This is a genomic window from Priestia sp. 40 (assembly GCF_049368575.1).
Classification (GTDB): Bacteria; Bacillota; Bacilli; order Bacillales; family Bacillaceae_H; genus Priestia; species Priestia zanthoxyli.
In genome coordinates this window covers 610451-625859 of sequence record NZ_JBMPZA010000005.1, presented here as the reverse complement: position 1 = coordinate 625859, position 15409 = coordinate 610451, and the positions used below count along the sequence as shown (strand labels likewise).

Annotated in this window: 12 protein-coding genes; 8 read left to right on the top strand and 4 right to left on the bottom strand. The window is 39.4% G+C overall.

The features are described 5' to 3' along the window. Nucleotides 1-112 precede the first annotated feature (112 nt). Both ACO1DI_RS04315 and ACO1DI_RS04310 read left to right on the top strand, forming a co-directional pair. Complete coding sequence (locus ACO1DI_RS04315) at nucleotides 113-2035, top strand: LTA synthase family protein (protein WP_116739398.1); 1923 nt, start codon at nucleotides 113-115, stop codon at nucleotides 2033-2035. A 75-nt stretch (nucleotides 2036-2110) separates the two neighbouring features. Next, nucleotides 2111-3091 (top strand): LCP family protein, encoded by a 981-nt coding sequence (locus ACO1DI_RS04310; RefSeq protein WP_423145119.1) that lies wholly within the window; start codon nucleotides 2111-2113, stop codon nucleotides 3089-3091. Between the two features lie 37 nt (nucleotides 3092-3128). Here ACO1DI_RS04310 and ACO1DI_RS04305 read toward each other — a convergent pair whose 3' ends face one another. Continuing rightward, nucleotides 3129-3710, bottom strand: coding sequence for a YitT family protein (locus ACO1DI_RS04305; protein WP_140451051.1), 582 nt, complete (start codon nucleotides 3708-3710; stop codon nucleotides 3129-3131). A gap of 200 nt (nucleotides 3711-3910) precedes the next feature. Between ACO1DI_RS04305 and ACO1DI_RS04300 the strand changes: the two genes are divergently transcribed. Continuing rightward, nucleotides 3911-4408 carry a GNAT family N-acetyltransferase gene (locus ACO1DI_RS04300; protein ID WP_115654752.1) on the top strand — a complete coding sequence of 166 codons (498 nt, stop codon included), beginning with the start codon at nucleotides 3911-3913 and terminating at the stop codon, nucleotides 4406-4408. A 44-nt stretch (nucleotides 4409-4452) separates the two neighbouring features. Here the strand turns inward: ACO1DI_RS04300 and ACO1DI_RS04295 are convergent, their stop codons facing one another. Then, nucleotides 4453-6495 (bottom strand): catalase, encoded by a 2043-nt coding sequence (locus ACO1DI_RS04295; protein WP_115654751.1) that lies wholly within the window; start codon nucleotides 6493-6495, stop codon nucleotides 4453-4455. A 172-nt stretch (nucleotides 6496-6667) separates the two neighbouring features. Here ACO1DI_RS04295 and ACO1DI_RS04290 point away from each other — a divergent pair, with 172 nt between their 5' ends. Further along, the gene (locus ACO1DI_RS04290) at nucleotides 6668-7639 is read left to right on the top strand and encodes an NAD(P)H-dependent flavin oxidoreductase (protein WP_140451052.1); all 972 of its coding nucleotides are present in this window, start codon (nucleotides 6668-6670) and stop codon (nucleotides 7637-7639) included. A gap of 70 nt (nucleotides 7640-7709) precedes the next feature. After that, nucleotides 7710-8105, top strand: a complete 396-nt coding sequence (locus ACO1DI_RS04285) for a hypothetical protein (RefSeq protein WP_014458637.1) — start codon at nucleotides 7710-7712, stop codon at nucleotides 8103-8105. 27 nt (nucleotides 8106-8132) lie between these two features. Here ACO1DI_RS04285 and ACO1DI_RS04280 read toward each other — a convergent pair whose 3' ends face one another. After that, complete coding sequence (locus ACO1DI_RS04280; RefSeq protein ID WP_423145118.1) at nucleotides 8133-9485, bottom strand: cation:dicarboxylate symporter family transporter; 1353 nt, start codon at nucleotides 9483-9485, stop codon at nucleotides 8133-8135. 233 nt (nucleotides 9486-9718) lie between these two features. After that, a complete protein-coding gene (locus ACO1DI_RS04275) occupies nucleotides 9719-10483 on the bottom strand; it encodes a sulfite exporter TauE/SafE family protein (protein ID WP_013058623.1) in 765 nt (254 codons plus the stop codon). A 271-nt stretch (nucleotides 10484-10754) separates the two neighbouring features. Here ACO1DI_RS04275 and ACO1DI_RS04270 point away from each other — a divergent pair, with 271 nt between their 5' ends. The 3 genes from ACO1DI_RS04270 to ACO1DI_RS04260 all read left to right on the top strand — a co-directional run bounded on the left by ACO1DI_RS04270 (nucleotide 10755) and on the right by ACO1DI_RS04260 (nucleotide 15399). After that, nucleotides 10755-12029, top strand: a complete 1275-nt coding sequence (locus tag ACO1DI_RS04270; protein WP_014458639.1) for an ATP-binding protein — start codon at nucleotides 10755-10757, stop codon at nucleotides 12027-12029. Nucleotides 12030-12176: 147 nt separating this feature from the next. After that, the gene (locus ACO1DI_RS04265; RefSeq protein ID WP_140451054.1) at nucleotides 12177-13193 is read left to right on the top strand and encodes a LacI family DNA-binding transcriptional regulator; all 1017 of its coding nucleotides are present in this window, start codon (nucleotides 12177-12179) and stop codon (nucleotides 13191-13193) included. Nucleotides 13194-13278: 85 nt separating this feature from the next. Then, nucleotides 13279-15399: an amylo-alpha-1,6-glucosidase gene (locus ACO1DI_RS04260; protein ID WP_140451055.1), complete on the top strand. Its 2121-nt coding sequence runs from the start codon at nucleotides 13279-13281 to the stop codon at nucleotides 15397-15399. Nucleotides 15400-15409 lie beyond the last annotated feature (10 nt).

Genomic DNA, 15409 nt, shown 5'->3' with positions numbered 1-15409 from the left:
ATCATTTTCAGGTAATCTTTTGCAGGACGTAACCGTTACGATTTAATGTAGGGGACTTTCCTGAGGTTAGCTGAACATGAAATCTCTACTTTTTAGTGAAAGGAATTTGAAAATGAAAAAACTATTTTCAAAGCCGTTGTTTTACTTTTTTATAGCGGTTTTATTCATGTGGATCAAGTCTTACATGTCTTACAAAGTGGAGTTCAACTTAGATATAAGTGACTCAATGCAAAAAACGTTATTGTTTATTAATCCAATTAGTTCAACTTTGATCTTTTTAGGGTTAGCATTGTTTGCAAAAGGAAAAAGATCCATCGTTTGGACGCTTATCCTTAGTACAATCATGACGGTCATTTTGTACAGCAATATTTTATATTATCGATTCTTCAATGACTTCGTTACATTGCCTACTTTAACGCAAACAAGCAATGTGGGTCATTTAGGAGGCAGTATCGCTGACTTAGTAAAAGTTCACGATATTTTCTATTTTGTAGATATCATTTTACTGATTGCGCTATTGTTTGTTCGAAAAATCGAATGGCCAAAAGCACGCCTTAAATTCCGCTATACGTTCATGGTGTTAGCGGCAGGAGCTATCGCTTTTGCAATTAACTTGCACTATGCTGAAAAAGATCGCCCTGAATTATTAACAAGAACATTTGATCGCAACTACCTAGTTAAATATTTAGGAGCATACAACTACACGGTGTATGATGCGGTTCAAACGTTTCAAAACTCAAAGCAGCGAGCATTCGCAAGCAGTGATGACTTAACAACAGTGAAAAACTTCAGTACAAGTCACTATGCAGCTCCAAATATTGAGTATGCCGGTAAAGCAAAAGGAAAAAACATTATTAAAATTCATCTAGAATCATTTCAGTCATTCCTGATTAACTATAAGTTAAACGGGCAAGAAGTAACGCCGTTTTTAAACTCATTAGCAAATGGAAATGAATTTATGTATTTTGATAACTTCTTCCATCAAACAGGACAAGGTAAAACAGCTGATGCAGAGCTTATGATGGATACGTCATTATACGGCTTGCCTCAAGGATCAGCATTTAGCTTAAAAGGCCGCAACACGTACCAAGCAGCGCCAGCAATCTTAGATCAAGAGGGCGGCTATACAAGTGCTGTGTTACACGGAGATTATAAAACGTTCTGGAACCGTAATGAAATTTATAAGCAGTTCGGTGTGGATAAATTCTTTGATGCAAGTTATTACAATATGACTGGTGATAACAAAGTAAACTATGGATTAAAAGATAAGCCATTCTTCAAAGAATCTATGCCAATGCTACAGTCATTGAAGCAGCCGTTCTATGCGCATATGATTACATTAACAAACCATTTCCCATTCGTTCTTGATAAAGGCGATGCTAGCATTGAGCCGGCAAACACAGGAGATGGAACGGTAGACCGTTATTTCCAAACGGCTCGTTATTTGGATGAATCACTTCAAGAATTCTTTACAGAGCTAAAAGCGTCAGGCTTATATGACAACTCAGTTATTATGATTTACGGTGACCACTACGGTATTTCTGAAAATCATAACAAAGCAATGGAAAAAGTTCTTGGGGAGAAAATTACGCCATATAAAAATGCTCAGCTTCAACGTGTACCGTTCTTCCTTCACGTACCAGGTGTAAAAGGTGGAGTGAACCATACGTACGGCGGTGAAATTGACGTAGTGCCTACACTTCTTCACTTAGTGGGAATTGACAGTAAAGAGTATGTTCAATTCGGTACAGATTTATTATCAAAAGACCATGATCAGGTAGTAGCATTTAGAAATGGTGATTATGTTTCTCCGAAATACACGTCAATTGACGGCAAGTATTACGATACAAACACAGGAGAACGAATTACAGCAACAGACGAAGCGAAAGCTTATAAAAAGAAAGTTGGAAGAGAACTAGAACTTTCTGATAAAGTGTTATACGGTGATTTATTACGATTTAATAAATTAGATGACTTTAAACCGGTCGATCCTTCAAAATACATGTATGGAAAAGACCAGGAAACAGAAAAGTAATGTAAGCTTTCACACCATACAATCCAAACAAGCAAGTAGAGGAGCTTTTTAAAAGCTTAGCTACTTGCTTGTTTTATGAGAACTTCATTGAAAAAGAAAGCTGGTGACAGAAACGTGGAGCAAACAAGACGCAAAAGAAGAAGAAGAATTCGATGGGGCAGAGTGTTCTTTGCTTTGTTGTTCCTTTTTCTCATCGTTGGAGGTATATACAGCTATTTCCAATATAGGCAAGGGCTATCGATGGCGAGCGATGGTAAATATGCAGATGACGGTACGACATTTGAGCAGTTTCAAGGCAGTCTCCCAAATAACGGAGAAGTAAATATGCTGCTGTTAGGAAGTGACTCACGCGGGGAAAAGCATTCTCGTACAGATTCTATTTTAATTGCTCACTACGATTCTAAAAGCAAGCATCCAAAAATTGTTTCACTTATGAGGGATATGTATGTGGATATTCCAGGACACGGCAAGCAAAAACTGAACGCTGCCTACGCATTTGGAGGTCCTGAGCTGCTGCGTCAAACGATCAAACAAAATTTTGATATCGACATTAACTATTATGCAGTTGTGGACTTTGAAGGATTTTCAAAAATTGTAGATACGATTGCGCCCAATGGCATTGAAGTAACCGTGCCTCACGATATGTCTTCGGGAATTGGTATGACGCTTCACAAAGGTACCCAAGTTTTACACGGTGAACAGTTGCTTGGCTACGTACGTTTTCGCCATGATAACATGAGTGATTTTGGACGCGTTCAGCGCCAGCAAGAAGTCGTTTTAAAGCTCAAAGATGAAGTAGCAAGCCTAAACAGCGTGTTTAAAATACCGAAGCTTCTGGGCGTAATGGATCCTTACATCGATACAAATTTAGATACAAAAAGCATGATGCTGTTGGCTAAAGATGTCGTAACAGGAAAGATGAAAGATGTTCAAAGCTTGCGATTGCCATTAGACGGATCATTTGAAAACAGAACGTATAGCGGTGTTGGTATGGTGCTTGATATTGATTTAGATAAAAATAAAGAAGCGCTGCAAGAATTCTTAAATAAAAAATAAAGAAAAGCCTCGAGACGGATATCTCGAGGCTTTTTCCTTACACATAGACGATGATGCGCTTGAATGACGTAATGAGACTGGTCACTATACCGGAGCATACAACAATGAATAATGAATAAATAGCTGTATCGTTTTGAAGCAGTAAAATACCTGAAATAATAATAGAAGCGTCGATTACTAAAATGATGATGCCGGGGTTTAAAGATAACCATTTCGCAAGTATCAGAGAAAATAAGTCGACTCCCCCTTGACTTGCGTGCTGCCGGAGCATGATGCCGGTTCCGATTCCGTTAAAAACACCTCCAAAGCAAGCGCTTAAGATAATGGGAAGGTGAAAAATTCCGTGAAGTGGAAACAGCAAATCAATCATAACAGCTGAGAGAACCATGCCATAGATAGCATTTAAAAAATAAGAGCGGTTAAAACCTAGTGCCAGAAGGTAAATGGGAAAGTTTAAGCAAAAAATCATAACGCCTACTTTATAGCCAAGTAAATAATTAAGGATTAAGCTAATTCCCGTAATGCCTCCTGTTACAAGCTGAAGCGGAAGAATAAAAACGTTAATTCCAATACTAATAAATACACTGCCAATTCCTATGGCAATCAATTTTTTGTACATGCTGTCTCATCCTTGTCTATGAATCTCTTTATATGTATATGAAGACAAGCAGAGTTTCAGCACAAAGACCGCTTCAGAAACCATAATGAACGGATTAAATATATGCAAAGGAAGCTGTTTTAAGATGCAAATGTGTTGCATAAACATGGTTCACCATAGACAATAAGAACTAACGAAGAAGGTAAATGGAGGAGAAGAAATTGATCGTTCGAAAAGCTAGAGAAGAAGAAACAGCATCTATTGAAACAGTGACGCTTGCTGCTTATGAGCAATATGCAGCTGTAAAATCAGAAGCACACTGGAAAAGATATCGAAAGGGAATTTTACATACCCTGAGTGAAGAAAAGAAATTTGAGTGCATTGTAGCTGAAATTGATGGAGAAATGGCAGGAAGCGTTTTGTTTTATCCGCCGAATACGGATGTATATGGAGGGTTGTTAAAGCCGTTTCCATGGGCTGAAATTCGTCTGCTGGCAGTTGCTCCGTCTCATCGCCGAAAAGGAGTGGCCAATGCACTTCTTGAAGCGTGTGAAAAAAAATCTCGGGAGCTAGGGTGTTCTTATTTAGGTTTACATACAGATCATTCAATGGAACATGCCATTAAGCTGTACACTAAAAGAGGTTACGTTCGCTTTCCTGATAACGATTTTTATCCGGTAAAAGATTTGCACGTTATGGCATTTAGAAAATCAGTTTAATAAAAAAAAGCCTTTGAAATCAACGATTTCAAAGGCTTTTGTATTTATATAACGTGACGATTCCAGTGGCGGTGAGCTGAAACAGCTTCAACAAATTCATCTGTAAAGCGTGTAGTTTCTCCAGTTACGACACCGGGACTACTATCTAATCCAGCAGCTTTTAGCCACTTAACACCTTCATCCGTCGCGCCAATTGGTTTAAAATGCTCGAATGCTTCTTGAGCAAACGTCAGTGCTTCTTTACGAAACTTCTCATCAGCTGACGAACTTCCGACAACATAAACCGCATCGAATAAGACAGAATCACTTGTTAAGAACGTGTGCTGTACTTCAAGTTCTGACCCGTCTGTTCCTTTTACGTTTTGGAGGGTTGTGCTTACAATTTCAGGCTGAATGCCTTGTTGTTTTAAACTGTTTAACACTTGTGGTAGGTCGCTGCTAAAGTCATTAGGTACAATGACAGCTACTTTACGCGTATGTGGCTTTTTAATCGTCTGTTCTTGACTAAGAGCGGGAGATGACTTGGTCACTGGCGCGTCTTCGCCCGATGGAGGCGTTGCACCAATCGCTTGTGCTACTTGTTTAGCTAGCACTGTACTGACGTTGGCAAACATATCAACGACCTGCTGTTGAACAGACTTGCTTTTCACTTTTCCAAGTTCAAAGCTGAAAGCACTGATAATATGCTCTTTTTCTGGGTCGCTCATGCTATTCCAAAATAGCGTTGCCTGTGAAAAGTGGTCTTTAAAACTTTCGCTGCGGCTTCGAACTTTTCTTCCTTCCACTTTTTCTTGATAGTGAGCATAACCGCCCTCTGACTCTGGGACAGGAGCCGGAGTATTGGCTGCAAGAGAGTTTCTGTGATAGCTGACAGGCCCTTTGTTAATCGTTTGACGTCCGTAACCGTCTCGTTGATTGTTATGAAACGGGCACACTGGACGGTTGATTGGAAGTTCGTGGAAATTCGGACCACCAAGACGAATAAGCTGGGTATCCGTGTATGAAAACAATCTTCCTTGTAAGAGAGGATCATTGGAAAAATCAATTCCCGGTACTACATGCCCCGGATGGAATGCGACTTGTTCCGTTTCGGCAAATACGTTGTCTACATTTCGATTTAAGGTCATTTTTCCAACCAATTTGACGGGAATGTCTTCTTCTGGCCAAAGCTTAGTTGGATCGAGAATGTCAAAGTCGAACTTGAATTCATCTTCTTCAGCTATGATTTGAATGCCTAGCTCATACTCAGGGTAGTCTCCGTTTTCAATTGACTCCCATAAGTCGCGGCGATGAAAATCCGGGTCTTTCCCAGAAATGGTTTGAGCTTCGTCCCAAACGAGGGAATGCGTTCCGAGTACAGGCTTCCAGTGGAATTTGACAAAATGAGCTTTTCCTTCTGCATTAACCAAGCGAAAAGTATGTACGCCGAAGCCTTCCATCATACGCAAGCTGCGAGGAATTGCACGGTCTGACATTGTCCACATGACCATATGGGCAGACTCTTGGTTATTAGCGACAAAATCCCAAAACGTATCGTGTGCTGAAGCCGCCTGCGGCATTTCGTTGTGAGGCTCAGGCTTAACAGCATGAATTAAATCTGGGAATTTAATTGCATCTTGGATGAAGAACACGGGAATGTTATTGCCAACTAAGTCATAGTTTCCTTCTTCTGTATAAAATTTTGTTGCAAAACCACGAGCGTCACGTACTGTTTCAGCAGAACCTTTAGAACCTGCTACAGTAGAAAAGCGGACAAATACAGGTGTCTTTACAGATGGATCCTGTAAAAATTTAGCTTTTGTATATTCACTTAAAGAGTCATACAGCTCAAATTCTCCGTGAGCAGCGAAGCCTCGCGCGTGAACGATACGTTCAGGAATGCGCTCGTGGTCAAAATGCGTCATTTTTTCACGGAAATGAAAGTCTTCTATTAGGGTTGGACCACGTTCGCCCGCTTTTAAAGAAAATTCATCTTCAGAAAGCTTTAATCCTTGATTGGTTGTGAGCGCTTGGTTTCGATCATCGGTTTTAAACTGTTCGAGCTGTTCTTGCTTGCTTTTTTCATTTACAGGGTGCTTTTTTGTCATATTTGTTTTCCTCCTTGACCTTCAATGGATAATCATTACAAAATGTGTACCCTGTCAAAAGTTGACGCAAACTGAAATGTTGGAATTTTTTCGTATGAAATCCGTTATTTTCTTGTTATGATTATGAATAAGTATTCATAAATAAGAAAATAAAAAGAAAGGGGCTACATAGATGAAAACTCGTGTAACAGATTTACTAGGAATTCAATATCCAATTGTACAGGGAGGTCTAGCATATCTAGCATATGCAGAGCTTGCGGCTGCTGTCTCAAATGCTGGAGGACTTGGACAAATTACGGCTATGACGCTTCGAACGCCTGAGAAGCTTCGAGCCGAAATTAATAAGGTACGTTCTTTAACTTCTCGTCCTTTTGGGGTTAATTTTGCCGTTGGTGGTCAAACGGAAGGCTCTTATAAGGAACTTCTCGAAGCAGCAGTAGAAGAAGGTGTTCCGGTTATTTCAATAACAGGAGCAAATCCCGCACCTATTTTTGAAAGATTAAAAGGAACTGGAATTAAAACGCTCGTACTTGTAGCCAACGTGCGTCAAGCTCAAAAAGCTGAGAAGCTAGGAGCAGATGCCGTCATGGCGGTGGGGCAAGAAGCAGGAGGACATATCGGGCGTGAGGATCTGGGCACGATGGTGTTAATTCCTCGAGTAGCTGCGGCTGTGTCAATTCCCGTACTCGCAAGCGGAGGAATTGGAAACGGACAAGGATTATTGGCAGCGTTATCATTAGGCGCTGAAGGCATTGAGATGGGAACGCGTTTTATTGCGACAAAAGAATGTGTAGATGCTCATGATGCGTATAAACAAGCTATTATAGAAGCGAAAGAAACCGATACTGTGGTCATTAAACGCTCGTTTGGAGCGCCTGGACGCGTATTAAAGTCTGACTACACCCTTAACATTATTGAACGTGAACAGCAAGGAGACAGGTACGAAGAGCTAAAAGAAGTCATTAGCGGAGGAGCAAACTGCCGGTATATTTATGAAAATAAAATTGATGAAGGCTATGGATGGGCAGGACAAGTCATTGGACTGATTGACAGTATCCCAACGGTACAAGAGCTGTTTGAGAGTATGATAGAAGAAGTAGAAGCTGGTTCTAAACGACTGCTGAGTATCGTAGAAAAAGAGTAGAGATACAAGCCGTCATACTGCAGCAATTGATCGCATATTTATAATCTATATCTCTAAATGAGGTGAGAGAATGAAAAGAATGCGAGCATTTGCTATTATGACGTTTTTAGTAGTAGGTTCAGGATATGCAGTTTTTATTAAAAAAGAAGAAGTGTCAAAAACAGAACAAGCACAAGCATACGAAGAGGCAAAACCTGTTATTAAACAAATGGACAAACTGGATATTTGGCATAAAATCAGCGGCGGTTTAACTGAAGCGGGCTATGAATCAAGGGGCGTGAACTCTTCCCTTTACTCAAAGGACAGAGTAGAGCTGGACGTGTATATGGAGCCTTCCGTTTCATCTGATGCCAAAACGCAAGAAACGATTAAACAAATGGTATATAAAATACTCGAAGAAAATAAATTTCAGCAAAAGGCCTTTCATGTAACCATTAAATTCCTGCCCGAAAAACAAGCAAAATAGACTTGTCTCGGCCAGGAATTTTTTTTATTAAAATGCTTTTTCATTGGCTGCTGGAATACTCTCTGGAATAGAAAATTCAGCATTTTTGGACTGATACGCAATTTTTCCGTCCAGCACATCATTTGCTTTTTGTAGGTCTAATAAATTTTCCCATCTTGCGATAACAAAAGCAGCTACCGCATAGCCAATAATATTGACCGTTGTCCGGTAATTACCCATAAAGCGATCAGGAGCGAGCATCAGAGCAACGGCTGCTACCGGAATGGATCTGGTTGCTGCTGCGGTAGCAGAAAGAGCAACAAAGGCTGATCCTGGAATGCCAGCCATTCCTTTAGACGTAAGAAGAAGAACACCAAGCATTAAAAGCTGATCTGTCAGGCTCAAGTCCACGCCCGTTGCTTGTGCTAAAAAGACAAGAGCAAGAGACAGGTAGATAGAAGCACCGTCTAGATTAAACGAATAGCCGGTAGGCACAACAAGGCCAACGACTGCTTTGTTGCATCCTGCTTGTTCAAATTTATCCATGAGCTGCGGCATAACTGCTTCAGTGGAACCCGTAGCAAATGCCAGCATAATTTCTTCTCGTATATATAGAATGACTTTCCATAAACTTAACTTCAGATAGATTCGTAAAATAGCAGCTAAGACAAGAACAAATGCTAGACAAGCAATTGTCATAGCGATAAAAAGCTTTCCAAATGCAGCAAGTGTTCCAAGACCGTACTGACTAACCGCATATGCCATGGCACTAAACGTGGCAAGAGCCGTTAACTTCATGATGTATCCCATAATTTTAAATAACACATCATTTACTTTTTCTAATACGTGTAGAAGAGTCTCCGCTGTTTTTCCACCTATATGGACAAGAGCGATGCCGAACAAACACGAAATTAAAAGCACTTGAAGCATGGAGTTGTTTGAAAACGCACCAACTGCACTGTCTGGAATCATGTTAAGAAAAAAATCAGCTTCACTCGGAAGTTCGGAGCCATTTGTCTTCGCGTCCACTTCGCTTGTGCTTAAGCTTGAAGGATCGACATTCATACCGGTTCCGGGATTCATGACGTTTGCTACTAATAGACCGATAAGTAGAGCGAATGTTGTGACAATTTCAAAATAAAGAATGGTTTTTCCGCCGATGCGTCCAACTGTTTTAATGTTTCCCACCTTAGCAATTCCGACAACGACTACTCCAAAAATCAGAGGAGCAATCAGCATTTTGATAAGCTTAATAAAACCGTCTCCAATTGGTTTCACAGCATTCCCGAAGCTTGGCCATAGATATCCTACGGCTATGCCAAGTACAATTGCCATCATAATTTGAAAGAAAAGACCTTTATAAAAAGGTTTTTGCTTACTTTTTGCCGCTGTTTGTGTCATGTGTTCTCCCTTCGTCGTACAATTTTTTGGGTATTACAATAGATGTTATGTTTTTTTACATTTTAACGTAAGGTTGTTTAAGGTGTCATTGGTCTCTTTGACTAAAATTCAATAAAAATATTAGTTGAAGTGTATAAGAAGAGGAGGGAAGTGGTTTAAAACATTATTATTTTTAATGTAGATCTTTAAAAAAACTAATAAAAAGCACATGCAAAGGCATGTGCTTTTATTTGTTAAATTAATTTAATTCCGCTAATTAGAATGATGGTTGCCATAATGGCTTGAAGCGGTCTTGAAGGCACTTTAGTCGATAAACGGCTTCCGATTAACACACCTGGAATAGATCCAGTTAATAGGTTAGCAGTCAACATGTAATCCACGCTTCCAAAGCTTGCATTTAAAATACCAGCCACCGTAACGAGAAGAAACGCATGTGCAATATCAGTTCCAACCAGCTCAGATGTTTTTAGCTTAAATAAGTACAGCATCGCAATCGCAAATAATGAGCCCGAACCAATCGATGTTAGTCCGACAATGAATCCAAAGACTACGCCAATTCCGATTGTTAATCCTTTTTTCTGATTTAAGTCCATTTCCTGAAACCGATTTGGGCGAATGAATTTATCAAAAAAGACGCGAAAGATAATTGAAATGGCAACCAGCGTCATGACATATCCAAGAGCGTGCTTAATAATCGTTTCTTGATGCTCGTGAAAAGATGGAAATGCGTGAAGTGTGACAATAGCCAGCACAGCGCTCGGAATACTTCCGAAGGCTAAATATTTTGCTAATTTAAAGTTAATGGTTCGCTGTTTGTAGTGCTGAGCGACTCCAAATAATTTTGTGATAGAATTGTAGACAAGATCTGTTCCTACGGCAATGGAAGGGTTAATGCCGAGTACAATTAGTAAAGGTGTTAATAAAGCGGCACCTCCAACCCCCGTTAAGCCTACAAGGGTTCCAACGAATAATCCCATTAAGGTAATTGATAGTTCCATATTTCGTCCTCCTACTCTCAAAACCAAGTACATTGATCTGATTATAGAGCATTGTAACTCATATGTAAATAAAATTCTGAATATTTTTAGTGGAGTTGAAAAGGTTTTCTTAGCCTTCACTATTTTAGGGAACGGACGATAAAGTCATAGGAAGTTATAAAAAAGTAAATAGAATACGTTTATTTATCTATGATTACGCTCTAATTTGTGTTACAAATGTAAATGCAATAAAAGAGTTTATTTTTATCTCATTTGAAAGACCGGTGAATGCATGAGTTTTGTCACGAAAGATTTGTTAATTAATTTTTTATTTATCTTATTGGCGCTGTTTTTAGTGCAGATGTTTTATTTAATCAAGTATGCTAAAAAAATTCATTGGTGGAAAGATCGTTATATCGCGGTATTTCCGATTTTAGCTATCACCTTTTGCCTTTTGTTTCCGGTTAACGGAGATTATGTCCCGGATGACTATCGAATGGATTTACGAAGAATTCCTTATATTTTAGGAACGTTATATGGAGGCTGGCCGCTAGGAAGCTTGCTTTTTGTCTTTATTTTACTGCTGCGCTTGCTAATTGGCGGGTACGATGTAGGGTTTTTATCAACATTAATTGCTCTTCCGATTTTATCCATTCCTTTATTTTTTATAACAAAATACTTTTTACATTTCTCATTAAAAAATAGAATTATCGTGAGTACCTGTCTCAGCGTAGTCGGTTCTTTATTAGCTATGCTTGTATCTATTTTTGTCTTGCACGTAACAAGCATTCCTATTAGCGTGTGGGTTCAATTCGCGATTTTAGATGTAGCAGGCATGTTTGTGATTACCATACTGTGGGAAGCGATACGGGCAAATTTATTAGTGCTGCAGCGCCTAATGAAAGCAGAAAAACTAGAAATTGTCAGTCATTTAGCCGCCAGCATCTCTCATGAGGTGCGAAATCCTCTAACTGCAAGCAGAGGGTTTATGCAAATGCTGCAAGAAGATGAAAAGGAACCTGCTAAAAAGCGCTACATTTCGATTGCCATTAATGAACTAGACCGCGCAAAAGAAATCATTGATGATTACTTGCTGTTTGCCAATTCCGCTCCAGAACGAAATGAAAAAATGAATATATCAGAAGAAATTCATCACGTCACCCATATTATGACGCCTCTTGCCAATATGAACGGAGTCGCGATTGATTTTACATTCGATGAAGAAGTGAAGTTCTTCGTAATGGGAGAAAGAAGAAAGCTTCAGCAGTGTCTAATTAACTTATTTAAAAATAGTATTGAAGCCATGCAAAACGGAGGCACGTTAACTATTAAAGTAGGAAAAGAAGGCGGAGCTGTTATCGTTGATATTATTGATACGGGCTGCGGTATGACGCAAGAACAAATCAACCGGTTAGGCGAACCGTATTTTACAACAAAAGAAAAAGGTACGGGGCTTGGAACGATGGTATCTTTCAGCATTATTCATTATATGAAGGGAAAAGTGAGTGTGTCTAGCATAAAAGGAAAAGAAACGTGCTTTTCACTTCAATTTCCACTTTGTGAATAAAGAGCAGCTTTAGGGCTGCTTTTTTTATATGCAAAAGTTTTAGAAATAGATAAAAGTAAACTGATTATTAAAAAAAGTATTGAATTTAATAAATGAAAGCGTTACAATCTATTTAAAGTTATCCGAAACGTTTTGGAGGAATTTTGAGTGACAACGATTAAAGATATAGCGCGAGTTGCTGGCGTATCTGTAACAACGGTATCTCGGGCTTTAAACGGTTATTCAGATGTAAATGAAAAAACACGGCAAAAGATTGCAGCCGTAGCAAGAGAGCTGAACTACAGCCCTAATACGTTAGCTCGAGGACTGGTTATGCAAAAGTCAAAGACTATTGGACTACTAGTTTCAGGCATCAGCAGAGAAAGCGTAAAAGATAATTTTACATTTGAAGTGCTGTGCGGTGTAAATGAGCGAGCATCTACTTTGGGCTATGATTTGATTTTATTCAATACAAACACGATGATGCAGCGAGAAAAAACGTATACCCAGCTTTGTCGAGAGCGAAGGGTGGACGGGGCAATTATTCAAGGTATTAAAAAAGAAGATCTTTATTTAAAAGAAGTAGTAGAAAGTGATATTCCTTGTGTTTTAGTTGATATTCCCGTTCATTCTAATTCAGTGGGCTATGTCACCACTGATAATGCCTTGGGAGCTAAAAAGGCAGTTGAACATTTAGCGGGTCTTGGCCATCAGCATATTGGGATGATTAACGGGCATGAAGACGCATTTGTCAGCCAAGAACGTCTCAACGGATACAGAGAAGCGCTCAAGGAATGCGGTTTGTCGTTTCGTTCTGAGTGGGTTGTAAGCGGGGATTTTGAAGAAAAGAAAGCAGAGAAAGCTGCCTGTGAGCTTTTAAATCGATATAAAGAGGTCACCGCTATTTTTTGTGCAAGTGATTTAATGGCACTTGGAGCGCTAAAAGCATGCAAAGAACTTGGCCTTGACGTACCGAAAGATATTTCGATTGTCGGATATGATAATATTGTTCTTGCTTCTTATTCATCTCCAAATTTGACGACAGTAGGACAGGAAGTATATCAGATTGGCTATGAAGCTGCAGATTTACTAATTGAAATGCTAGAAGGAAAAGAAACAAATATGGAGCGTTATCTTGATACAAAGCTAATTATTCGAGAATCAACAGCTAAAAACCACAATTAGTGGTTTTTATATAATGCAAAACCGAAACGTTTCGGGTATTGTGCGCTTTTTCCAAAACGTTTCGGTAAAATTTAGGGGGATGGAAATGGATTACCGTGTGATTAAAGAAAATGATTTATTTTTACTAACAGATCAAGCAGGAAATATCACTGAAAACCATCAGTATGGTTTAGGGCTATATATGAAAGATACGCGTTTTTTGAGCAAATTTCATTTGAAAATTAACGGTGTAGATCCTGTATTATTGTCCTCAAGTGCCGATGAAAACCTGTTAGCCACAATTCTTCTTACTAATCCGCATATGGAAAAAGAAGGAGAGCTTGTACTATGGCGAGAGTCTTTAGAAATAAAAAGAGAGCGCTTTATATATGAGGGAGTTTTCTATGAGAAAATAAAATTAAAAAGCTATTTCCCTAAAAAAATTGCTTTTACATTAAGTATCCAAGCAGATGTCGATTTTAACGATATGTTCATCGTAAGAGGTTTTCAAACAGGAAACATCGGAAAGAGAACGGGACAAATAAAGGGAGAAAGCAGTTTAACATATACATACGAAGGAGCTGATGATATTAAGCGTTCGACACGGATTTCTTGGGATAAAAAAGCCTCACACGTGCATGAACAAGGAGAGGTTATGTTTTCTTTCGAACTGAACCATCAGGAAGAAGAAGAAATTACATTAACGGTTCAGCCAAAAATGCGCGAAGACACCAATCAAGATATTTTATCAGCAGAGGAAGCCCTTAGTTTACTAACGCAGTCATATAAAAAATGGGAAAAATCTTCTACAAGGGTAACAACGGATCATCCGACAATGCAGCGTCTTATTACAAGAGGACTTAACGACCTGCGCGTACTGCTAACGGATGTAGGATTTGGTGCTTTTCCTGTAGCAGGATTGCCTTGGTTTGGTGTGCCATTTGGAAGGGATAGTCTAATTGCAGCGCTTCAAATGCTAGCTTTTAATCCTGAAGTAGCGAAAGGAACGCTACGTACGATGGCAGCATATCAAGGAACGGCAAATGATCCATGGCGTGATGAACAGCCGGGTAAAATTATGCATGAGATACGTTACGGAGAACTAGCCAACACCAATCAAATACCTTTTACTCCGTACTACGGAACAGTCGACGCGACACCATTATTTTTAATTTTGTTAACGGAATATGTGAAGTGGACGGGAGACTTCGAGTTTGTACAAGAAATGCAAATGACTATTGATGGAGCTTTGACATGGATCAATGAATATGGAGATCGAGACGGTGATTTATTTCTTGAATACCATCAGGAGTCGAGTAAAGGAATTGCTAATCAAGGATGGAAAGACTCAGGAGATTCTGTTGTCCATCGCAGCGGTGAATATGCCAAAACTCCCATTGCTTTAGTGGAAGTACAAGGCTATGTATATCAAGCGAAAATGGGTATTGCTTCTTTATATGATGAGTTAAACAAAACAAATGAAGCAAATAAATTACGTGAAGAAGCCGAGCAGCTGCGTAAAAAGTTCAATGAAGCCTTTTGGATGGAAGACGTGTCATTCTATGCAATTGCACTCGATGAACATAAACATCAAGTAGGAACAGTTACGTCAAATCCAGGTCATGTACTTTTAGCCGAGATGATGGATGAGGAGAAGCTGAACAGAGTAGCAGAAAGGCTAGTATCAGAATCTATGTTTTCGGGATATGGAATTCGTACAATGGCGGAAGGAGAAGCCGGTTATAATCCAATGAGTTATCATGACGGGAGCATTTGGCCGCACGATAATAGTTTAATTGTTCTTGGGTTGAGTAAGGCGAACAAGCAACCAGAAGCCAATAAAGTTATAGAAGGGCTGGTTGATGCAGCTGAGCATTTTGAGTACGACCGTCTTCCTGAATTATTCTGCGGCTATTCAAGTAACCTTGGGAAACCTGTCAAATATCCCGTTGCCTGTTCACCTCAAGCTTGGGCAGCCGGCACGCCTTTAGCTTTCGTACAGGCAATACTGCGACTGTTTCCTGATAGTACAGCAGGTACTATACAGATAAATCCCTTGCTCATAGACGATATGAATGAAATCTCTGTAGAAAACCTTGTGATTGGCAGTGGAAAACTTTCATTAACGGTTAAAAAAGAAGGAAGCGAAACTATTATTTACGTGAAGGAAAATACGACAAAATACGAGCTTCTATCTCAATGTAAAGTAAGAGCTCATGTAGGTTAATACGACGGCG

What these genes read in the sequence shown, in the direction of transcription:
- ACO1DI_RS04270 (WP_014458639.1), top strand. Translation starts at nt 10,755, where the DNA reads ATGAGTTTTGTCACGAAAGATTTGTTAATTAATTTTTTATTTATCTTA.
- ACO1DI_RS04290 (WP_140451052.1), top strand. Translation starts at nt 6,668, where the DNA reads ATGAAAACTCGTGTAACAGATTTACTAGGAATTCAATATCCAATTGTA.
- ACO1DI_RS04315 (WP_116739398.1), top strand. Translation starts at nt 113, where the DNA reads ATGAAAAAACTATTTTCAAAGCCGTTGTTTTACTTTTTTATAGCGGTT.
- ACO1DI_RS04260 (WP_140451055.1), top strand. Translation starts at nt 13,279, where the DNA reads ATGGATTACCGTGTGATTAAAGAAAATGATTTATTTTTACTAACAGAT.
- ACO1DI_RS04275 (WP_013058623.1), bottom strand. Translation starts at nt 10,483, where the DNA reads ATGGAACTATCAATTACCTTAATGGGATTATTCGTTGGAACCCTTGTA.
- ACO1DI_RS04305 (WP_140451051.1), bottom strand. Translation starts at nt 3,710, where the DNA reads ATGTACAAAAAATTGATTGCCATAGGAATTGGCAGTGTATTTATTAGT.
- ACO1DI_RS04295 (WP_115654751.1), bottom strand. Translation starts at nt 6,495, where the DNA reads ATGACAAAAAAGCACCCTGTAAATGAAAAAAGCAAGCAAGAACAGCTC.
- ACO1DI_RS04285 (WP_014458637.1), top strand. Translation starts at nt 7,710, where the DNA reads ATGAAAAGAATGCGAGCATTTGCTATTATGACGTTTTTAGTAGTAGGT.
- ACO1DI_RS04310 (WP_423145119.1), top strand. Translation starts at nt 2,111, where the DNA reads ATGAGAACTTCATTGAAAAAGAAAGCTGGTGACAGAAACGTGGAGCAA.
- ACO1DI_RS04280 (WP_423145118.1), bottom strand. Translation starts at nt 9,485, where the DNA reads ATGACACAAACAGCGGCAAAAAGTAAGCAAAAACCTTTTTATAAAGGT.